Source organism: Saccharothrix sp. AJ9571 (genome assembly GCF_021725495.1).
Taxonomy (GTDB): Bacteria; Actinomycetota; Actinomycetes; order Mycobacteriales; family Pseudonocardiaceae; genus Amycolatopsis; species Amycolatopsis magusensis.
The window spans coordinates 7,515,785-7,533,887 of sequence record NZ_CP091382.1; the positions used below are offsets into that span (position 1 = coordinate 7,515,785).

At 71.5% G+C, this 18,103-nt stretch carries 24 protein-coding genes and 1 pseudogene; 19 read left to right on the forward strand and 6 right to left on the reverse strand.

Going from position 1 to position 18,103, the window contains the following annotated elements:
- The first annotated feature begins 210 nt into the window (after positions 1–210).
- The 7 genes and pseudogenes from L3Q67_RS33925 to L3Q67_RS33955 all read left to right on the forward strand — a co-directional run bounded on the left by L3Q67_RS33925 (position 211) and on the right by L3Q67_RS33955 (position 3,003).
- Positions 211–381 carry a LacI family DNA-binding transcriptional regulator gene (locus L3Q67_RS33925; protein ID WP_499185491.1) on the forward strand — a complete coding sequence of 57 codons (171 nt, stop codon included), beginning with the start codon at positions 211–213 and terminating at the stop codon, positions 379–381.
- Entirely contained in the window at positions 327–662 is a 336-nt protein-coding gene (locus L3Q67_RS33930) for a type 1 periplasmic-binding domain-containing protein (protein WP_499185492.1), read from the forward strand. Before L3Q67_RS33925 ends, L3Q67_RS33930 begins: the two co-directional genes overlap by 55 nt.
- Positions 650–1,003, forward strand: coding sequence for a cupin domain-containing protein (locus L3Q67_RS33935; protein ID WP_499185493.1), 354 nt, complete (start codon positions 650–652; stop codon positions 1,001–1,003). The genes L3Q67_RS33930 and L3Q67_RS33935 overlap by 13 nt, the downstream gene beginning before the upstream one ends.
- Before the next feature lie 109 nt (positions 1,004–1,112).
- Positions 1,113–1,475: a hypothetical protein gene (locus L3Q67_RS33940; RefSeq protein WP_499185494.1), complete on the forward strand. Its 363-nt coding sequence runs from the start codon at positions 1,113–1,115 to the stop codon at positions 1,473–1,475.
- Between the two features lie 39 nt (positions 1,476–1,514).
- Complete coding sequence (locus L3Q67_RS33945) at positions 1,515–1,994, forward strand: macro domain-containing protein (RefSeq protein ID WP_499185495.1); 480 nt, start codon at positions 1,515–1,517, stop codon at positions 1,992–1,994.
- A 12-nt stretch (positions 1,995–2,006) separates the two neighbouring features.
- Positions 2,007–2,516 (forward strand): annotated as a pseudogene (locus L3Q67_RS33950) (NAD-dependent epimerase/dehydratase family protein); the annotation flags it as partial.
- Between the two features lie 256 nt (positions 2,517–2,772).
- A complete protein-coding gene (locus L3Q67_RS33955; protein WP_499191804.1) occupies positions 2,773–3,003 on the forward strand; it encodes a hypothetical protein in 231 nt (76 codons plus the stop codon).
- Positions 3,004–3,034: 31 nt separating this feature from the next.
- Here the strand turns inward: L3Q67_RS33955 and L3Q67_RS33960 are convergent, their stop codons facing one another.
- On the reverse strand, positions 3,035–3,688 hold the full coding sequence (locus tag L3Q67_RS33960) for an alpha/beta hydrolase family protein (protein ID WP_499191711.1): 654 nt from the start codon (positions 3,686–3,688) through the stop codon (positions 3,035–3,037).
- A gap of 98 nt (positions 3,689–3,786) precedes the next feature.
- On the opposite strand from L3Q67_RS33960, the gene L3Q67_RS33965 reads away from it, so the two are divergent.
- The 4 genes from L3Q67_RS33965 to L3Q67_RS33980 all read left to right on the forward strand — a co-directional run bounded on the left by L3Q67_RS33965 (position 3,787) and on the right by L3Q67_RS33980 (position 6,764).
- Complete coding sequence (locus L3Q67_RS33965) at positions 3,787–4,452, forward strand: S1 family peptidase (RefSeq protein ID WP_499185496.1); 666 nt, start codon at positions 3,787–3,789, stop codon at positions 4,450–4,452.
- 61 nt (positions 4,453–4,513) lie between these two features.
- Positions 4,514–4,906, forward strand: coding sequence for a GntR family transcriptional regulator (locus tag L3Q67_RS33970; RefSeq protein ID WP_499185497.1), 393 nt, complete (start codon positions 4,514–4,516; stop codon positions 4,904–4,906).
- Positions 4,903–5,787 (forward strand): ABC transporter ATP-binding protein, encoded by an 885-nt coding sequence (locus L3Q67_RS33975; protein ID WP_499185498.1) that lies wholly within the window; start codon positions 4,903–4,905, stop codon positions 5,785–5,787. Before L3Q67_RS33970 ends, L3Q67_RS33975 begins: the two co-directional genes overlap by 4 nt.
- Positions 5,784–6,764, forward strand: a complete 981-nt coding sequence (locus L3Q67_RS33980; RefSeq protein WP_499185499.1) for an ABC-2 membrane transporter-related protein — start codon at positions 5,784–5,786, stop codon at positions 6,762–6,764. Before L3Q67_RS33975 ends, L3Q67_RS33980 begins: the two co-directional genes overlap by 4 nt.
- Positions 6,765–6,901: 137 nt before the next feature.
- Here the strand turns inward: L3Q67_RS33980 and L3Q67_RS33985 are convergent, their stop codons facing one another.
- Together L3Q67_RS33985 and L3Q67_RS33990 are read right to left on the reverse strand one after the other, a co-directional pair.
- On the reverse strand, positions 6,902–7,750 hold the full coding sequence (locus L3Q67_RS33985; protein WP_499185500.1) for a haloalkane dehalogenase: 849 nt from the start codon (positions 7,748–7,750) through the stop codon (positions 6,902–6,904).
- A gap of 8 nt (positions 7,751–7,758) precedes the next feature.
- Positions 7,759–8,559 (reverse strand): Rossmann-fold NAD(P)-binding domain-containing protein, encoded by an 801-nt coding sequence (locus tag L3Q67_RS33990; protein ID WP_499185501.1) that lies wholly within the window; start codon positions 8,557–8,559, stop codon positions 7,759–7,761.
- A gap of 92 nt (positions 8,560–8,651) precedes the next feature.
- Here L3Q67_RS33990 and L3Q67_RS33995 point away from each other — a divergent pair, with 92 nt between their 5' ends.
- Genes L3Q67_RS33995 through L3Q67_RS34005 form a run of 3 tightly spaced genes read left to right on the forward strand, consistent with a single transcriptional unit; the run spans position 8,652 to position 10,858 of the window.
- On the forward strand, positions 8,652–9,020 hold the full coding sequence (locus L3Q67_RS33995) for a winged helix-turn-helix transcriptional regulator (protein WP_499191712.1): 369 nt from the start codon (positions 8,652–8,654) through the stop codon (positions 9,018–9,020).
- Between the two features lie 45 nt (positions 9,021–9,065).
- Positions 9,066–9,650: an RNA polymerase sigma factor gene (locus tag L3Q67_RS34000; RefSeq protein WP_499185502.1), complete on the forward strand. Its 585-nt coding sequence runs from the start codon at positions 9,066–9,068 to the stop codon at positions 9,648–9,650.
- Positions 9,647–10,858, forward strand: a complete 1,212-nt coding sequence (locus tag L3Q67_RS34005) for a hypothetical protein (protein WP_499185503.1) — start codon at positions 9,647–9,649, stop codon at positions 10,856–10,858. The genes L3Q67_RS34000 and L3Q67_RS34005 overlap by 4 nt, the downstream gene beginning before the upstream one ends.
- Here L3Q67_RS34005 and L3Q67_RS34010 read toward each other — a convergent pair.
- Both L3Q67_RS34010 and L3Q67_RS34015 read right to left on the reverse strand, forming a co-directional pair.
- Positions 10,855–12,810 (reverse strand): sigma-70 family RNA polymerase sigma factor, encoded by a 1,956-nt coding sequence (locus L3Q67_RS34010; protein ID WP_499185504.1) that lies wholly within the window; start codon positions 12,808–12,810, stop codon positions 10,855–10,857. The two genes, L3Q67_RS34005 and L3Q67_RS34010, sit on opposite strands and share 4 nt — an antisense overlap.
- Before the next feature lie 7 nt (positions 12,811–12,817).
- Positions 12,818–13,138, reverse strand: coding sequence for a YciI family protein (locus tag L3Q67_RS34015; RefSeq protein ID WP_499185505.1), 321 nt, complete (start codon positions 13,136–13,138; stop codon positions 12,818–12,820).
- A gap of 130 nt (positions 13,139–13,268) precedes the next feature.
- On the opposite strand from L3Q67_RS34015, the gene L3Q67_RS34020 reads away from it, so the two are divergent.
- From L3Q67_RS34020 to L3Q67_RS34040, 5 genes are read left to right on the forward strand one after another with little or no spacing between them, the layout of a single operon-like run.
- Complete coding sequence (locus L3Q67_RS34020; RefSeq protein WP_499185506.1) at positions 13,269–13,871, forward strand: DUF998 domain-containing protein; 603 nt, start codon at positions 13,269–13,271, stop codon at positions 13,869–13,871.
- Positions 13,872–13,905: 34 nt separating this feature from the next.
- Complete coding sequence (locus tag L3Q67_RS34025; RefSeq protein ID WP_499185507.1) at positions 13,906–14,265, forward strand: DUF1801 domain-containing protein; 360 nt, start codon at positions 13,906–13,908, stop codon at positions 14,263–14,265.
- Between the two features lie 34 nt (positions 14,266–14,299).
- The gene (locus tag L3Q67_RS34030) at positions 14,300–15,208 is read left to right on the forward strand and encodes a cysteine peptidase family C39 domain-containing protein (protein WP_499185508.1); all 909 of its coding nucleotides are present in this window, start codon (positions 14,300–14,302) and stop codon (positions 15,206–15,208) included.
- Between the two features lies 1 nt (position 15,209).
- The gene (locus L3Q67_RS34035; protein WP_499185509.1) at positions 15,210–15,908 is read left to right on the forward strand and encodes a YqeB family protein; all 699 of its coding nucleotides are present in this window, start codon (positions 15,210–15,212) and stop codon (positions 15,906–15,908) included.
- Positions 15,909–15,965: 57 nt separating this feature from the next.
- Positions 15,966–17,171, forward strand: coding sequence for a Rossmann-fold NAD(P)-binding domain-containing protein (locus L3Q67_RS34040; RefSeq protein ID WP_499185510.1), 1,206 nt, complete (start codon positions 15,966–15,968; stop codon positions 17,169–17,171).
- On the opposite strand, the gene L3Q67_RS34045 is transcribed toward L3Q67_RS34040, so the two are convergent.
- Positions 17,113–18,045 carry an AraC family transcriptional regulator gene (locus L3Q67_RS34045; RefSeq protein WP_499185511.1) on the reverse strand — a complete coding sequence of 311 codons (933 nt, stop codon included), beginning with the start codon at positions 18,043–18,045 and terminating at the stop codon, positions 17,113–17,115. The two genes, L3Q67_RS34040 and L3Q67_RS34045, sit on opposite strands and share 59 nt — an antisense overlap.
- Between the last annotated feature and the right edge of the window lie 58 nt (positions 18,046–18,103).

An 18,103-nucleotide genomic window follows, 5' to 3' on the forward strand; every position in this document is an offset into this window, starting at 1 on the left:
TCCGCCGTGAAAGCCACATTCACGGCATGGGCGAGGGCCACCCGACTAGAACGATAGGCGTCGGTCGTTGAGGGGCGTGGTTGTGCGCCGGATGGTCCACCGCCGCAACTCCTCGTCAGTGACGGATCCGGGTGGGCCTGGTCGAAATCGGCCGCCGAGCGTGCACAAGCGCACTACGATGCGTATACATGCACAGCTGAGGGGACGGGTATGGCGATCACCAGCCACGACGTGGCCCGGCTGGCCGGGGTCAGCCAGGCAACCGTCTCGCGCGCGCTGCGGGGCGCGGCCCGTTCGACTTCGACACCGGTTACCGGGCGCTGCCCGTGCTGTGGGCGCAGGAGCCGCGGCCGACCGCGGTGTTCTGCGGCAACGACGTGACCGCGATCGGCGCGCTCAACGCCGCGCTGCGCCACGGGATCCGGATCCCGCAGGAGCTGACGCTGGTCGGTTTCGACGACATCCCGACGGCCGGGTGGGAGTCGTTCGACCTGACCACCGTGCGGCACGACCTGCACGAGATGGCGCGGACGTCGGCGCGCATGCTGGCCGAGCGGATCGACCACCCCGATCTCGCGCCGAGAAGAGCCCTGTTCACCCCGGAGCTCGTGCGCCGGGGCACGCACGCCAAACCCGCCGAGGAGGACCAATGCACCACGTGATCCGGGAAATCCACCCGCCTTCGGGGCCGCGCAACGCCCAGTTCATCGGCGAGCCCTACGGCGCCGACATTTCTTTCTTCCTGGTGGACGCCGAACCGGGCCAGGGCCCGAAGCCGCACCGGCACCCGTACCCGGAGACGTGGATCGTGCGCTCCGGCCACGGCACCTTCTACGCCGAAGGCGACGAAACCGAAGCGGGGCCGGGTGACGTCGTGGTGGTGGGTGCGCACACGCCGCACACCTTCCGCAACACCGGCACCGAACGACTGGAACTGGTGTGCATCCACGCGGCGAGCGAAATGAGCACCGAATGGCTGGAAAGCACCGACCCCATCCCGTAATCCGGGTAAGAATCTCGCCAGGACACGAATGTGGCTTTGGGGGCCGATTCCGCCCCCAAAGCCACATTCGTGTCCTTCGATCGAGTCGAGATGGAGCGGAGGTCCGCGCGTGAAGCGGTTTGTGGCGCCGGTGGCGGTGGGTGTGATCGCCGCGGTGGCGTTCGGGGTTTGGTGGGTCACCACGCGGCACACGGCCACTCCCGAGATCCTCGAAGGCTGGGCGATGCCGGACGCGGGCGGGGTCGCCATTTCCCTGCACGACACCGACGATGACTCGAGCGGGGAAGGCTACATCATCGCCGGAGCGGCGTGGGTCGGCCGGGACAACGCCTGGCACGAAGGAGCAGGCGGCCCCACCTGCGTCGGCACGGACACCACGACGAAGACGCGTGTGCGGCTGGGTGTGGTGCACGCCGAGCCCGGGGAGGGGATCGGTAGGGCCCTCGTGGTGTGGCTCCGCTGCCTCGAGTGATCGCCCGGAATTGTCGGTGTCGCGCGATAGCGTCCGGTGGTGGCAGAAATCCGCTACCTCGTCGGTGACGCGACCAGCCCCCAGCCGGCTGGGCCGTCGATCGTCGCGCACATCTGCAACGACCGCGGTGGCTGGGGCAAGGGTTTCGTGTCGGCGATCTCCCGCCGGTGGCGTGAACCCGAGGCCGCGTACCGGCGGTGGTATCGCGAGCGCGCCACGAACGACTTCGGGCTGGGTGCCGTGCAGTTCGTCGAGGTCGAGCCGGAAACCTGGGTGGCGAACATGGTGGGCCAGCGCGGGGTGCGGACCAGCCGCAGTACCGGCCCGCCCATTCGCTATGACGCGGTCCGTCAGTGCCTGGGTCACCTCGCCACCCGAGCGCGGGACCGGAAGGCAAGCGTGCACATGCCCCGGATCGGCTGCGGCCTGGCCGGTGGGTCGTGGGAGCAGATCGAGCCGCTCGTCCACGGTGAGCTGGTAGATCAGGGCATCCCGGTCACCGTCTACGACCTGAGCTGAGTGGGGGTGTCGATGTCGCGTGCGTTGGTCCTCGGCGGAACCGGCGTAATCGGCCGCGCGGTTGCCCGGCGGTTGCTGGCGGACGGCTGGTCGGTGCACGTCACCGGCCGCGACGAGTCGCGGGTGCCGTCGGAGCTCGGGGACGTCGGGGTTCGGTTCAGTCCCGTCGAGCGCGATGACGAGGTGGCGCTGCGCAGCGTCCTGGGCTCGGGTGTGGATCTGCTGGTCGACTGCCTCTGTTTCACCGCAGGCCACGCACGCTCGCTGATACCGCTGGCCCGGCACGCGACTTCCACGGTGATGATGTCGAGCAGAGCCGTCTACGTCGACCGCGAAGGCAACCACGTCAACTCGCCGGTCGCGCCGCGATTCAATGCCCCGGTGACCGAACAGCAGCCGACGATGGCCCCGGGCTCGATGCCCCACGACTCGCCGGAGGGCTACGGACCGAACAAGGTCGCGGCCGAACAGGCACTGCTCGACAGCGGCTTGCCGGTCACGGTGCTGCGGCCGTCGCAGGTTCACGGGCCGGGTGCCTCGTCGCCGCGGGAGTGGTACTTCCTCAAGCGTGCGCTGGATCGCCGTCCCGCTGTGCTCCTGGCCGGACGGGGCGGCGGTGCTGATCACTCGTCAGCCGCGGTCAACATCGCCGCGCTCGTCGCGCTGGTGGCCGAGCGGCCAGGGCGCCGCATCCTCAACGCCGCCGACCCGGACGTGACGGCAGCGTCGGCGATCTCACGGATCATCGCCGCCGCTGCCGGGCACAGCTGGCGGGGAAGTGCTGCTGGACGACGGCGCCCCACCCGGGCTCGGGCGGCACCCGTGGCATCGGGTGCCGCCGATCGTGCTGAACCTCAGCGCCGCGCAAGCATTGGGCTATCAGCCCGCGGGCAATTACGCGACCACCGTCCAGGAGGAACTGCGGTGGCTGATGTCCTCGCCACCCCGCACTTCCGACCCGGCCGATTTCGATTACGCGGCCGAGGACGCCTACCTGCGTTCTCGCTGACAGGTAGGCGCCCGAGGGTACCGGCGAGTGGTTACCAGGGGTGCCAGGCGCCGTTGAACCACTGTTCGTGGGCGTTGTCGTTGTGGTGGTCGACGTTCCAGTCGTTGGGGTAGTTGTGGATGTGGTTGTGCGGGTAGGTCCAGATGCCCGCCGACTCGTCGCAGACGTAGTCCCAGTGGCAGATGGACTTCACCGGGACGTCGCCGAAGTAGCGGTCCGCGCCGGCGAGGGGGTAGCCAATGATGCCGCCGAAGGGGACGCTGCCGCCGTTGAGGCCGGGCGGGGCCTGCCGCTTGGGGTCGGAGATGAGCACGGCGTTGACGTTGCCGAAGCTCTGCCAGTTCTCCGTCACCCAGACGTGCACCACCGCGGCGCCGAGCGAGTAGCCGACCGCCTTGGCGTGCTGACCGGGGCAGACGTGGCGCTGGTCGCGGATCAGCCGGTTCAGTTCGTTGACCCCGGCCCGGACGCTGGCGCCGTTGGGGATGGCGGTCGGGTAGCCGACGTGCTGCTGGATGTTGCCGGTGAACCCGTCGTTGTTCCAGGAACTGCCGGTACCACCGACCACGATCGTGTAGGTGCCCTCGCACGGGGCTTCCGCCTGCGCGACGGACCCCGTGGCCACGGAAAGCCCCGTCGCGGCGAGCAGGCCGGCCAGTACCAGCGCTGCCTTTCGTATTTTCATCACCGGCGGACCGTAGCGGGAAGCGATGAATTCCTGATGAAACAGAATCCGACTTTCGCAGGTGACGACTCACCGCGGCGCCGCTTACCGTTTCATCCATGCGTCTCGCTGCCACCGCTCTGGTCACCGCCGCCGCGTTGATCGGCCTTTACGCACCCGCCCAGGCCATCATCGACGGCGAGTTCACCGAATCGGCCCCGTGGTCCGCCCGGCTTTACCAAGATGGCGCGGACGGGTACTGCACCGCGACGGTCATCGCGCCGGAATGGATTCTCACCGCCCGCCACTGCATCGGCGGGAATCACCAGTGGGGTTTCCGCGTCGGAAATGTCGAGCACGCCCAAGGTGGTTATGTCGACGCCGCGCCGGGCGGGGTCACGCTGCACGAAAACGCGGATCTGGCGCTGGTGAAGCTGGCCGAAGCCGTGCAGGCGCCGCCGGTTTCGCTCGGCGACCTCGATTCCGTGGCCGACGGTGACACCGTCACCATCCACGGCTGGGGTGACACCGGCGGCGGTCAGCAGTCGCCGCGGCTGAAGAACGCCCGGCTGGAAGTGACCGACGTGCACGCCACCGACGCCTACGACGGCCGTGCGATCAACGGCGACCGCATCAACGGGGTGTGCGGCAGCGGCGACTCCGGCGGCCCGATGTTCAACGCCGCCGGTGTGCAGGTCGGCGTGCTCTCCACCGGCAACAGCACGAGCTGCCAGTACACCCACGTCGGCGCCTACCGTGACTGGATCAGTTCGGTCACCACCTGACCTTGCCGCTGCGGCCATCCCACGCCTACAGTGCTAGGTAACTAGCTAAATGGAGGCCGTGGTGCTGGAGTTCCACCTGGACGCCCGTTCGGGGCTGTCGCCGTACCAGCAGCTCGTGCGCCAGGTCCGGCACGCGCTGCGCCTGGGCCTGCTGCACGAAGGTGATCAGCTGCCGAAGGTCAAGGACGTGGTGGCGGCGCTGGCCATCAATCCCAACACGGTGCTCAAGGCCTACCGCGAACTCGAGCACGACGGGCTGGTCGCGGCGCGTCCGGGGGTGGGCACGTTCGTGACGGCGACGTTGTCCGGTGGCTCCCCGGCGGCGCTGGCCCCGCTGCGCCAGGATCTGCGCCGCTGGCTGGTGAAGGCGCGGCGCGCGGGGCTCGACGACGAGAGCATCGAGGCGTTGTTCGCCGACACGTTTCACGCTTCCGCCAGGGAGGGCATAGCGTGACCGTGCTGCGCGCGAGGGGGCTCGGCAAGAGGTACCGGCGCCGCTGGGCGCTGGCCGGGTGCGCGCTGGACATCCCCGCCGGTCACGTCACGGGACTGGTGGGGCCGAACGGTGCCGGCAAGTCCACGTTGCTCCGTCTCGCGGCCGGGATGCTGGCGCCGACGACGGGCACGATCGAGGTGTGCGGCGGGGTGCCGGGCAGCGGACCGGCGCAGCTGGCGAAGGTGGGGTTCGTCGCGCAGAATTCGCCTGTCTACCCGACGCTGACCGTGGAGGACCATCTGCGACTCGGCGCGCGGCTCAACCCGGGCTGGGACGCGACCCTGGCCCGTGACCGGGTCGAGCGGATCGGACTGGACCCGGGGCAGCGAGCCGGACGGCTTTCCGGTGGTCAGCGGGCGCAGCTGGCGTTGACGCTCGGCATCGCGAAGCGTCCCGAACTGCTGCTGCTCGACGAACCGGTCGCGGCCCTGGATCCGCTGGCGCGCCGGGAGTTCCTGCAGGACCTGATGGCGTCGGTGGCCGAGCACGGGCTCAGCGTGGTGATGTCCTCCCACCTGGTCACCGACCTGGAGCGGGTCTGCGACCACCTGATCGTGCTGGTGGATTCGCAGGTGCGGCTCACGGGTGAGGTCGAAGACCTGCTCGCCTCGCACCACCGCCTCAGCGGCCCCCGCCGTGATCTGGGCACGCTGCCCGGCGACCAGAAGGTCATTTCCGCGAGCCACACCGAACGCCAGACCACGCTGCTCGTCCGCACCGAAGGCCCGATCCTCGATCCGGCCTGGACGGTCGGCGGGCTGGGGCTGGAGGACCTGGTGCTGGCGTATCTGCGCGGTCCGGGCGCGGAGGCGCCCCGCGCGCTGGAGGTCGTGCGATGACCTGGTTGGCGTGGCGGCAGTTCCGTATCCCGGCGTTGTCGGTGTACGCCGGGATCGCCGTGGTCGCGGTGCTTCTGCTCGTCGGCCGCGGAACGGTCGGCGAGCAGAAGGAATTGTTCTATCGCGGCGGGCAGATCGCGCTCTACGCCCTGCCCGCCGCGCTCGGCGCGTTCTGGGGCGTGCCGATGATCACGCGCGAGCTGGAGACCGGCACGCACAACCTGGCGTGGAACCAGACCGTCACGCGGACCCGCTGGCTCGCGGTCAAGCTGGCGCTCGGCGTGGTGGCGGCCATGGTCGCCACGGGGTTGCTGAGCGCGGTGGTCAGCTGGTGGGCCGCGCCCATCGACGGTGCCGCTGCGACGGATCCCGGCAGTTCCTATGAGCCGCGCATCGCGGTCGCCATCTTCGCCGCGCGCGGGGTCGCGCCGGTCGGGTATGCCGCGTTCGCGTTCGTGCTCGGCGTCGCGGTCGGGCTCGTGGTGCGCCGCACGGTGGCGGGTATGGCGGTGGTGCTGGTCGTGTTCGCCGCCGTGCAGGTGGCGGTGCCGCTGGCGGTGCGCCCGCACCTGCTGCCGGCGACCGAGCAGGCGGTCACGCTGACCGCGGAGGTCATCGAAGGTGTCCGGACGGAGGAAACCGCCGGTGGGCAGGTGCCCGTCTCGCTGGCCGTGGCCCGGCCGTCGGGGGCTTGGGTTCTGGCCGACGAGACCGTGGACCGGGACGGCACCGCGATCAGCCCCCTGCCCGAGGCGGTGCGTGGTTGCTCGCCGGAACCGCAGCCAGGGGTGATACCGGACTTCGAACGGTCGCACGCGTGCTTCGCGCAACTGGCCGATCTCGGGTACCACCAGCGCCTGGTCTACCAGCCGGGCGAGCGGTTCTGGCCGCTGCAGTGGCTCGAAACGGCGCTGTTCCTGGCTATGTCGGTTTTGCTGACGTGGTTCTGCTTCCGGCGGCTGCGTCACGTGTCCTGACGCCTCAGTCCCACGGCAGGCGAGCAGCAGTGCGATTGAACAAGAGCATCCGCAGCGTCGAAAGCCCACCTGTCGGTCTTCTCGCTACCAGCGACCACGCACAAACGGCGCTCGCGATCTCGACTTGAGAGCCAAGGTCACCTGAGCCCGTGTTCGTCCAGCCAGGTGGCGATGGCGGCGGCGACCGCTTCGGGCTGGTCTTCCGGGGTGTGGTGCCCGGCGACGAGATCGTGGTGGGCGAGGTCGAGCCCGGCGATGTTCGCGGCGCACCAGTCGATGAGGTCCTGGCTCAGCATGGTGTCGAAGCCGGGGCGGAAGGTGATCAGCAGTTTGGGGACCTCGGGGGTGGTGGCGAGCCAGTGGTCGTAGCGTTCGACGCGGCGCACCACGTCGGCGGGCTCGCCGTCCAGTGGCATCATGCGGGCCCAGCGCAGCAGCGGCAGCCGGCTTTCGCTTGTCGGGTACGGCCGCCGGTAGGTCTCGAGGTCCTCGCCGGTGAGCCGGGCGGACGACTGTGGCAGGGCCTCGATGAACGCGTTCTGTTCCTGCATCATCGCCTCTCCCACGCCGGGGGTCTTGATGGCGCGGAACAGTTCGCGCGCGGCTTCGGGGAACTCCGCCCAGGTCATCGGCTTGACGATGGTCTCGGTGAAGGCGATGCCGCGCACCCGGCCCGGGTGGCGCGCGGCCCGGTCGAAGGCCAGCGCGCCACCCCAGTCGTGGCCGACGAGCACCACTTCGTCCAGGTCCAGCGCGTCGAACCAGGCGTCGAGGTAGCGGGCGTGGTCGGCGAAGGTGTAGCCGACGGGCGGTTTGCCGGACTCGCCCATGCCGATCAGGTCCGGCGCCAGGCGCCGCCCGGGGTCGCCGACCGCGGGCAGCACGTGCCGCCACAGGTGGGACGAGGTGGGGTTGCCGTGCAGGAAGACGATCGGCGTGCCGGTGCCGAGTTCGCGGTGGGTCATGGTCGAGTCGAGTACACGCATCGGGCGACTCATTTGAACGCGGCGGAGTTGCGGGCGGCCCAGTCGGCGAAGTCGCGTGGTGGCCTGCCGAGGACGCGTTCGACGTCGGCGCTGACCTCCTGCTCGGCGGGCAGCGGTGTGCCGAGGATGTCCAGGGTGGCTTCGGCGACGGGTTCGGGCATGTATCCGAGCATCTGGGCGCGGGCCTCGGCGCGGGTCTGTTCCTGGAAGCCCACGGGTTCGCCGAGCGCGTCCGCGAGCGCGGCGACCTGCTGTCGTGGCGTGATCGGTTCCGGGCCGGTGAGCACGTAGGCCTGGCCGTGGTGCCCGGGCCGGGTGAGGGCCGCGGCGGCGATTCCGGCGATGTCGGCCGGGTCGACGGTCGGCAGGGCGATGTCGGCGAACGGCGCGGCGACCAGCCGCCGGGTCCGGATGGTCTCGGCCCAGGCGAAGGTGTTGCTGTGGAAGCCGCCAGGGCGCAGCAGTGTCCATTCCGGACTCCCCGCGGTGACGGCGGCCTCGTGGACGGCGGGGTGCCTGCCGGTGGCCACGCCCTGGGAGGACAGCAGCACGATGCGCCCGATCCCGGCGTCCAGCGCGGTTTTCACGACCTCGGTGAGGTCGATATCGGGGCTGGCCATCAGGAACAGCGCTGAGGCGCCGGCGAGTGCGGGCCGCAAGGTCTCCGGTTGTCGCAGGTCGGCGTGGTGCTGCCGCACGCCGGGGATGGTGTTCGTCCGTGATACCGCTGTCACCTGCTCGCCCACGTCGGTCAGGGCTTGCACGAGCGGCCGTCCCACGTTGCCCGTCGCTCCGGTCACCACGATCATGTTCGCTCCCTCGGTTCGGTGTGCGAGGGACGTTACTGGCGCCGATATAGTAGGTACCTAGAGGAAAGTACTGGGAGAGGCGGCGGACTGTGATCGAGCACACCACGACCCCGGAGCTGGCCTGCCCGATCGCGCCGGTGGTCGACATCGTGTTCAGCCGCTGGACCACGCCGATCCTGTGGGCGCTGCACGAGTACGGGCGGCAGCGGTTCGTGGAGCTGGAGCGTCGCATCGCCACGATCACGCCGAAGGTGCTCACGCAGCGGCTGCGCCGGCTCGAGCGGGACGGGCTGGTCGTGCGCACCTACCACGCGGAGGTCCCGCCGCGGGTGGAGTACGAGATCAGCGAGCTGGGCCGCAGCCTGGCGCCGTTGTTCGCCGCGCTGTCGGAGTGGTCGGTCAACCTGCCCGAGGTCGAGCGGGCCAGGACCGACTACGACGCTCGCGGCGGGCGTCGCTGAACCCGGCTGCAGCGCCCGCCGCGGTGCCGGCCACTTACCGGTGTGATGACCGCGAGAAGCAAACGGGTGCCGGTGGCTGACCACGCATCCGATACCGAGTTGTGGCGGCGCGCGGCCCTGGGGGATCAGGACGCTTTCGCCACGCTGTTCGAGCGCCACGTGCAGGCGGTGTGGAACCACGCCTACCGGCTGACCGGCTCCTGGCCGGTGGCCGAGGACCTGGCGTCGGCGACCTTCCTGATCGCCTGGCGCAAGCGGGCCGAGGTGACGCTGGTGAACGAGTCGGCGCTGCCGTGGCTCTACACCGTGGCGGGCAATCTGGCGCGCACCGAGCACCGCAGTTCGGCGCGCCGGTTGCGGCTGGTGCGCAAGGCTGGGCCGCTCGCGGAGGTGTCCGACCACGCCGACTCGGTGGTGGACCGGGTGATCGCGGGTGACCGGTTGCGGGAGCTGGCCGCCGCGGTGGCCCGGCTGCCGACGGCGCAGCGGCGGGTGGTTCAGCTGTGCCTGCTCGGTGAGCTGCCGGTGCCCGACGCCGCGGTACTGCTCGGCCTGGCCGAATCCTCGGTCCGGTCGCACCTTTCCCGGGCACGTGCCCGCCTGCGGACGGAACTGGAGGAGACCCGGTGAACGACTTCGACCTGCCCGCACGGCGGGAACTGCCGGACGAGGTGCGCGACAGCATCCGGCTCAAGCTGAGCGAGGGGATGGACCAGCCGCGACGGCGTTCGTGGCGGCGCCCGGCGCTGGCCGCGGCCGCTGTGGCGGTGCTGGCCGCGGGCGCGCTGGTGGCGACCGGTGACTTCCGGGCGCCGGACGACGTGGCACCGGCCACGGCGCCGCCATCCGGTGTCCCTTCGGAGACCGCGCTGGTCGACGAGGCGCTCGACCGCTGCTGGGCGGCGCTCGGCGCGGCGGGCAAGGCGGACGGCTTCCCGGACCGAAGCACCTGGATACCGGTGCGCGACATCAAATCCCAGGTCTACGCGCCGTTCCAGGTGACAGTGCTGTCCCGCGCCGAGGGCAAGCCGCTGGTGTGCGACACCACGGAGACCACGGTGACGGTGTCGGACCCGAACGCCGTGCCACAGTACGCGCCGGGCACCTCGACCGCGGTGCTGCTGGCCACCCCGGGCGGGCTGATCGCCGGAGTCGCCGGTGGCCCGGGGATGCTCCGGCTGGTCTACCCGCAGGGCTCGAGCGCGGTCGGTATCGAGCCGGTGGACGGCCTGTTCGCCTACCCGATGTCGGAACGCCCGTCGAGCGGCACGCTGACTTTCGACGACGCGGAACTGACGTTGCCCGCGCCCGCGCTGAGCGTGGTCGACCGGCCGACGCCCGGGGTGGACCGGACCAGCGACCGGGGCCGCCTGCTGGGCGACTGCCTGGCCGGGGCGCACGACGCGACGCTCGATCCGGGGAGTTTCCAGCCGGGTGCTTCCCTGTCCCAAGGACCGACCACGGTGGTGGTGGGCTCCTTCGGCCAGCGGTTCGTCTTCTGCGCCCAAGCCCCGGGGAAGATCCTGTCGAACGACGTGGTGTTGTCCCAGCCCACCGCGGTGCGCGCGGTCCGGGGGTTCACCAACGGCATCAACGCCGCGCCCGAGTCGGTGGGTCAGGAGGTCATCGGTGGTTTCGTGCCGCCGGAAACCACGCGGATGGAGGTGCGGCGCGCGAACGGCAAGCCGACGCTGACACCGGCGGTCGTGGGCGGCACGTTCGTCACCGTGCTGCCCGAGGACTTCGGGCGGCAGGGGGAGAACGTGACCATCGCCCTGTACGACGCGCGGGACGAGCTGATCCTCGAGGAGCCCGCGCTGTTCCCGGCGGCGGGCTAGCGCGGTTTGAGCTGCCGCAGCGTGAAGCCGCGGCCTGCCGGGTCCAGCGCCCGGGTCGCCTGTTTGAACAGGTACTCGGCGCGTTCGTAGGACAACCTGCGGCGGCCGGTCTCCGGGCAGAGATCGGCCGCCGCGGGCGTGCGGGCGGGGCCGGGGCGGCGGTCGGCGAGGAACAGCGGGCCGCGGGTGCGGCCGTCGAGCAGCTGGGGGAGCAGGCGGGCGGTGCCGGAGCGCCAGGTGACCCAGGTGCCGCCGACCCGGGCGCGGCGGTCGTCGAGGTCGAGGTGCTCGATGTCGAGGGAGAGCACGGTCCGCACGCCGGCGCCGGATTCGTGCAGCAGCCGCCAGAGGGTCCGCTCCCGCAGGGGCTGGTCGCCGGACCAGAGCGCCTCCAACTCGGCCGGTGCCATCGACGGGGTGCGCGGGCGGGTTTCGGCTCGGCGCTCCAGGCCCGCGGCGATGTCGGGCATCCCGGCCCAGGCGGCGAACGAGCGCAGCGCCGAGCGGTGCCGGTTCCAGGTCTTGGCCGCCGATTCGCCCCAGGCGGTGGTGCACACGCGGGCGAGCTGGTCGGCGGTGAGCGTGGCCAGGGGCAGCTGGTCGCCGAGGGTGGTGCGCAGGCGCCGCAGGGTCTGGCCGTAGGAGCGCACGGTCTGCGCGTCGAGGGTGTCACGGGCGAGGAAGTCCTCGGCGGCCTCGGCGAGGGTGATCACGGGTGCGCCACCGGCGGGCAGGCCGTCGGCGCGGCGCAGCAGGAAGGCGCGTTCGGCGGCGTTGCGGGTCAGCGCGGCGGCGCGCTGGAACTCCAGCCGGGCCTCGTCGTTGCGGCCGAGTTCGGCCAGCAGGTCGCCGCGGACCCCGGGCAGCAGGTGGTAGTCCTGCAGGGCGGGGTCGGACAGCAGCGCGTCGGCCATGGCCAGCCCGGCCGCGGGACCGTGGGCCCTGCCGTAGGCGACCGCGCGGTTGAGCTGGACGATCGGGGTGGGCAGCAGCCGGACGAGCGCGTCGTAGAGGGTGGCGATCTGCCGCCAGTCGGTGTCCTCGGCGGTGCGTGCCTGGGCGTGGCAGACCGCGATGGCGGCCTGCAGCACGTACGGGCCGGGTTTGCCGCCTGCTTCGCGGGCGCGCAGCATCGCGGTGAACCCGCGGCGGATGAGCAGGCGGTCCCAGCGGCCGCGGTTCTGCTGGTGCAGCTGGACCGGCTCGCCGGACGGGCCGGTGCGCGCGGCCGAGCGGGATTCCTGGATCTCCATCAGCGCGACCAGGCCGTGCACTTCGGCTTCGCCGGGGGCGAGCCTGGCCAGCAGCCGCCCGAGCCGCAGCGCCTCCAGGGTCAGGCCGGGGCGCAGGAGGTCGTCGCCGGAGGTCGCGGAGTAGCCCTCGTTGAAGATCAGGTAGATGACCTCGAGCACCGAGGAGAGCCGTCCGGCCAGCTCGGCGGGGCCGGGCAGGTCGAACGGCACGCGTTCCTCGGCCAGCGTGCGTTTGGCGGTGGCCACGCGCTGAGCGATCTTCGGTTCGCTGAGCAGGAAGGCCCTGGCGATCTCGGCGGTGGTGAGCCCGCCGAGCAGGCGCAGGGTCAGTGCCACCCGGGCCGGGGCGGGCAGCACCGGGTGGCAGGACAGGAACATCAGGCGGAGCACGTCGTCCTGTTCGGGCTCCGCCGCCACCGCGGCGGTCTCGGTCTCGGCGGTCTCGACGGTCTCGTCGAGTTCGCCGAGCCGCCGGGACCGCCGCAGGTGATCGATCGCCCGCCGCTTGGCCACGGTCATCAGCCAGGCGCCCGGGTTGTCCGGGACGCCTGCCTCCGGCCACTGTTCGAGCGCGGCCACGAGCGCGTCCTGCGCCATTTCCTCGGCGAGGCCGACGTCGTGGACCAGCCGGGTCAGCCCGGCCACGATCCGGGCCGACTCCAGCTTCCAGACCGCGTCGATCGAGCGGTGGGCGTCCATCACCGGCTCACGCGAAGACCTGCTGGATCACGCTGCGGCTGTTGCCGACCATCTTGACGAACCGCCGCGCGATCTCCACGACCTCTTCCTCGGTGCGGACCTCCACCAGCGCGAACCCGGCCACGGACTCCTTGGCCTCGGCGAACGGGCCGTCGGTGACGGTGACCTCGCCGTCGTTCTCCTGGACCTCGATGCCGGTGGGGGCCAGGCCGCCGGTGGCCAGCAGCACGCCGGAGGCGGTCAGTTCCTCGATCCACGCGCCCATCTCGGCTTCGAGGTTCGGGTTGGTGGTCTCGCCGGTCGGGGTGGACATCATCAGGTAGCGCATCGCCATCTCCTTCGTTCGGGTGCCTTCGCTGACGCGTCGAACCACCCATGTGACAGGGAATGTAGCCGTTCCCTGTCACATCCCGGCCGCGACGCGTCAGCAGCACCCACCGAAAACGAAAGGTCCGGCCATGATCGCCACCGCTTCCCCCGCCACTTCCTCGACCAAGGCCTCCACCCGCTCCCTGCTCACCTGCGCGGTCGTCGCGGCGCCGCTGTGGGCGTCGGTCTCGCTGGCGCAGGCCGCCAGCCGCGACGGGTTCGACCTGACGCTGCAGCCGCTGAGCATGCTCAGCACCGGCCCGTCGGGCTGGCTGCAGATCACCAACTTCCTGGTGAGCGGCGTGCTCATGGTGCTCGGCGCGGCCGGGCTGAGCCGGGTCCTGCCGGGCCGCTGGGCGGCGAGGCTGCTCGCCCTCAGCGGCGCCGGGGTGATCGGAGCGGGCGTGTTCACCATGGACCCGGCCGACCCGTTCGGCGGCGCGAGCCTGCTGCACCTGCTGGCGGGCACGCTCAGCTTCGCCACCCTGATCGCCGCCTGCCACGTGCTGGGCAGGCGGTTCGGCCGGGCCGGGAAGCGCCGCCACGCCGTGGCCTCGCACGTCGCCGGCGCCGCGTTGCTGGCCGGTGACCTGTGGGCGATGAGTGGCGGCGTCGCCGGCTCGCTGACCCTGGCCATCGGCTGCATCACCGCGCAGCTCTGGATCTCCTTCGTCGCCGCCCAGTACCGCTGACCTTCACCCCCCGCTCTGGAAAGGACCGGAAACCATGCCCAAGTTCGCCACCGTCGAGGCCTACCGCGACTCCCTACCCGCCGCCCAGCAGGACCTGCTCGGCAAACTCCTGCCGCTCATCGACGCCGAGTTCCCCGGCGCCGGCGCCGTCTGGCACGGCCACCCCGTCTGGAGCCTGGGCGCGACACCCGGCCAGAAGCCGGTCTGCTTCGTCAAGGCCTACGCCGGGCACGTGAGCTTCGGCTTCTGGCAGGGGCAGTCGATCACCGATCCGTCCGGGCGGCTGACGGCCGGGGCACAGGAGATGGCGAGCGTGAAACTGCGCGAGGTGGCCGATCTCGACAGCGCGCTGTTCGCCGAGTGGTTGCGCCAAGCGCGCGAACTCGCCGGTTGACCCTGACACGGTGTCAGGTCCTAGAACTGCCGCCATGGACTACCAAGGCAACGTTCCCTACTGCTACGCCGACTCCCTCTCGATGCTGTTGTCGGTGCACGGCGAGCGGGTGCGCCCCGGGCTGATCGAGCCGCTCACCGGCGTCGGGCTCGGGGCGCTCCGCGTGCCGGACGGGCGCACCTACTTCAGCGCGATCACCCCGCCCCAGGGCCTGGACGCCGCGCTGCGGCTGCTCGGCTGCGACTTCACCGGCACCTGCGGCCCCGACGACGTCCCGGTCGAGGAGATCCTGCGTGAGGAACTCGCGACCGGGCCCGTGCTGCTGGGACCGCTGGACATGGGGCACCTGACCTACGTGCCCTGGCACCGCGACGTCCCCGGTGCCGATCACTACGTGGTCGCCTACGACCTCGACGACGAAGGCGTGCTGCTGCAAGACCCGGCCGGGTTCCCGTGCGCCCGGCTCGGTTTCGCCGACCTGGAGGCGGCCTGGCGGGCCGAGCGGGTCGACTACGAGCACGGTGTCTACCAGCGCTGGACGCGGATCGGCCCGCCGCGGGAGGTCGTCTACGACGAGGCGAGGGCGTTCTTCAGCGGCATCTACCGGGACAACCCCGGCGCCGGTGAGGTGATCCGCGCGCTGGCCGCGGACCTGCGCGGGCCGGTCGACCCGGCGACGGCCGGGTTCCTCACCGGGTTCACGCTGCCGCTGGGCGCGCGCCGGGCGCTGGACTTCGCGGTGCTGTTCGAGCAAGGCGGCGACCACCGGCTCGCCGCGGTGAAGAACGAGCAGGCGCACCTGTTCGCCCGGGCGCGGGCGGCCGGGTTCCGGGAGGGGTGGGCCGAGGCGGCCGACGTCCTCACCGAGCTCGCGGGCTGCGAAGACACCGTCGAACGCCTCCTGCTCAAAGATAAACCGAGCACGCGGTCTATTATTCGGTGACATGACGCGCACCTCCTCCTCGACCGTGGTCGCGCTCGCTCCCGGCTGGCGGGTGCTGGGCTGGCTGCTCTGCCCGCTGCTGGGCGCGGCGCTGCTGTGGGGGCTCAAGCTCGCCGCCGGCTGGGTGAGCACGCTGGCCTGGTTCCCGTTCCAGGGACCGTTCCGGCTGGTGGAGTCGATCCCGGAGCCCGCGGCCACACTCGGCGCGCTGGGCCTGGGCGCGGTGGCCGGCCTGGGGCTGGCGCTGCTCGGCGAACTGGACCTGCTCAGCCTCGACATCGGCACCTCCGGGGTCGAGCTGCGCCGGGGCGGGCAGAGCCGGCGGTTCGACCGCGGCTCGGTCGGGGCGGTGTTCTTCGACAGCGGCAAGCTCGTGCTGCTGGGTACCGGCGGCGACGAACTCGCGCGCGAATCGTCGGACCTGAGCAAGGCCCGCGTGCGCGCGGCGTTCGAGGACCACGGCTATCCCTGGCACGCCGACGGTGACCCGTACCGCGAGGACTACCGGCTCTGGGTGGAGGGCACACCGGAGTTGTCCGACCGGGCCAACGCGCTGCTGCGGGCACGCAAGGAGGCGCTGGCCAAGGACCAGGGCGACGAGGCCAAGGAGCTGCGCCGGGAGCTGGTGAAGGCCGGGGTGTTCGTCCGCGAGGAGAAGAAGCGCCAGTACTGGCGGACGAGCCCGGACCGACAGCGCTGACAGCGGCCGTCAGCCGGTGGTGCGCGGATGGTCAGCGTCACCGCCGAGCCTGGGGCCATGACGAAGAAGATCCTGATCTCCGGCGCCAGCGTGGCCGGCCCCTCACTGGCCTACTGGCTGCACCGGTACGGCTTTTCCGCGACCGTCGTCGAGCGCGCGCCGGGCCTGCGTGGTGGCGGGTTCGCGGTGGACTTCCGCGGGGATGTGCACCTGCGGGTGCTGCGTGAGATGGAGTTGCTCGACGAGGTCCGGCGGCGCCAGACCAACATGGGCGACCAGGTGGTCGTCGACGGGCGGGGACGGCAACTGGCGAAGCTGCCCTCGGCGTTCATGAGCGGCGACGTCGAGATCGAGCGCGACGAACTCAGTCGGCTGCTCTACGACCGCACCCAGGACCACACCGAGTACCTGTTCGGGGACTCGATCGCGTCGATGACCGAGAGCGCCGACGGCGTGCACGTGAGCTTCGAGCACGCCGAGCCGCGCACGTTCGACCTGGTACTCGGCGCGGACGGGCTGCATTCGAATGTCCGGGCGCTGGCCTTCGGGCCGGAATCGCGGTTCATCCGTCACCTCGGGTACTACGTCGCCGCGTTCGACATCCCCAACTTCCTCGGCCTCGACCACACGGGCCTGATGTACAACGAGCCGGGTCTGGGGGCGAGCATGGGCAGTGCGGGCGGCAAGACCGACGGCGGGTTCGTCTTCCCGTCCGAGCCGCTCGAATACGACCGGCGTGACCTGGACCAGCAGAAGCAGCTGGTCGCGGACCGCTGCGCGGGCGCTGGCTGGGAGGTGCCGCGGCTGCTGGAGGCGATGTGGGCGGCGCCGGAGCTGTACTTCGACTCGATCAGCCAGGTGCGGATGCCCCACTTCCAGCGCGGCCGGGTCGCGCTGGTCGGGGACGCCGGGTACGGCGCGACCCTGGGCGGGCTGGGCACGGGCACCGCGATGGTCGGCGCGTACGTGCTGGCCGGGGAACTGGCGCTCGCGCGCGGCGATCACCGCGTCGCGTTCCCGCGCTACGAGGAACTGATGCGTGACTACGCCGCGGGCTGCCAGAAGCTGGCCGAGGGCGCGGGCCCGTTCCTCGCCCCGCCGACGAAGTTCAGGATCTGGCACCGCAACCAGATGTACCGGGTGCTGGCGTGGCGGCGGCTGGCCGGGATCTTCGACAAGCTGACCACCAAGGCGGCCAGGAACATCACGCTCCCGGACTACCGGCCCGCACCGCGCTCGGCGGCACCCCGCGAACCCGCTTGAACGCGGCGCTGAAGGCGAACGCGTCCGCGTAACCGACCTGCCGCGCGATCGAGCCGATGCTCGCCCCGGACTCGGCGAGCAGGCCCGCGGCCAGCGTCATCCGCCAGCCCGCGAGGTAGCTCATCGGCGGTTCGCCGACCAGCGCGGTGAACCGCCGGGCGAACGTGGCGCGGGACAGCCCGGTCGCACCGGCCAGCGACGCCACCGTCCACGCTTCGGCGGGCCGCTGGTGCACCAGGCACAGCGCGTGCCCGATCTCCGGGTCGGCCAGCGCCCGGTACCCGGCGGGCGCGCGGGTGCCGGGGGTGGAGAACCAGGTGCGCAGGACGCGGATGAGCAACAGGTCCAGCAGGCGGTCGAGCACGGTCTGCTGGCCGGGTTCGTCGCGGCTGATCTCGACGGCGAGCAGGGCCAGTGCCGGATCGTCGCCGGCGGGCACGGTCAGCACGCCCGGCAGCGCGGCGAGCACCGGGCCGGCGGTCGGGCCGCGCATCGAGTAGGTGGCGGTGGCCAGCAGCGCGGAGCCGCCGGGGGTGCCGTAGGTGCGGGTGCCGAGCTTGAACCGGTCTCCGGCGGTGGCGGCGCCCTCGGCCGCGGCGTAACACTGGTTGCGCCCGTCGATGACCACCCGGGGTGTGGTGTCGCGGTGGTCGGCGATGGTGAAACCGCCGCGCACCAAGGCGATCTCCCCGGCTTCGAACCGGACGGGGTCGCCGCCGTCGCGCCGGATCCAGGCGGCGCCGTCGTCCAGGGTCAGCAGCATCAGCGGCCGCGGGTCGTCGAAGCGCAGGCCCCACGGCGGGGAGCAGACCGAGCGCACGAACACCGAGCCGTGCGCGCGAACGGTGGCGAGGTAGTCGTCGAGCGGGTCCACGGCTGAGACGATGCCACAGGCATCGGCGCTTTTCGACCATGGTCCGTCTCAGTCGCGG

Coding starts and splice junctions, on each gene's coding strand:
- L3Q67_RS33965 (WP_499185496.1), top strand. CDS start 3,787: ATGCGTCTCGCTGCCACCGCTCTGGTCACCGCCGCCGCGTTGATCGGC.
- L3Q67_RS33935 (WP_499185493.1), top strand. CDS start 650: ATGCACCACGTGATCCGGGAAATCCACCCGCCTTCGGGGCCGCGCAAC.
- L3Q67_RS33960 (WP_499191711.1), bottom strand. CDS start 3,688: ATGAAAATACGAAAGGCAGCGCTGGTACTGGCCGGCCTGCTCGCCGCG.
- L3Q67_RS34010 (WP_499185504.1), bottom strand. CDS start 12,810: ATGGACGCCCACCGCTCGATCGACGCGGTCTGGAAGCTGGAGTCGGCC.
- L3Q67_RS33925 (WP_499185491.1), top strand. CDS start 211: ATGGCGATCACCAGCCACGACGTGGCCCGGCTGGCCGGGGTCAGCCAG.
- L3Q67_RS34040 (WP_499185510.1), top strand. CDS start 15,966: ATGACGAAGAAGATCCTGATCTCCGGCGCCAGCGTGGCCGGCCCCTCA.
- L3Q67_RS33990 (WP_499185501.1), bottom strand. CDS start 8,559: ATGATCGTGGTGACCGGAGCGACGGGCAACGTGGGACGGCCGCTCGTG.
- L3Q67_RS34030 (WP_499185508.1), top strand. CDS start 14,300: ATGGACTACCAAGGCAACGTTCCCTACTGCTACGCCGACTCCCTCTCG.
- L3Q67_RS34035 (WP_499185509.1), top strand. CDS start 15,210: ATGACGCGCACCTCCTCCTCGACCGTGGTCGCGCTCGCTCCCGGCTGG.
- L3Q67_RS33985 (WP_499185500.1), bottom strand. CDS start 7,750: ATGCGTGTACTCGACTCGACCATGACCCACCGCGAACTCGGCACCGGC.
- L3Q67_RS34000 (WP_499185502.1), top strand. CDS start 9,066: ATGACCGCGAGAAGCAAACGGGTGCCGGTGGCTGACCACGCATCCGAT.
- L3Q67_RS34025 (WP_499185507.1), top strand. CDS start 13,906: ATGCCCAAGTTCGCCACCGTCGAGGCCTACCGCGACTCCCTACCCGCC.
- L3Q67_RS34020 (WP_499185506.1), top strand. CDS start 13,269: ATGATCGCCACCGCTTCCCCCGCCACTTCCTCGACCAAGGCCTCCACC.
- L3Q67_RS33980 (WP_499185499.1), top strand. CDS start 5,784: ATGACCTGGTTGGCGTGGCGGCAGTTCCGTATCCCGGCGTTGTCGGTG.
- L3Q67_RS34015 (WP_499185505.1), bottom strand. CDS start 13,138: ATGCGCTACCTGATGATGTCCACCCCGACCGGCGAGACCACCAACCCG.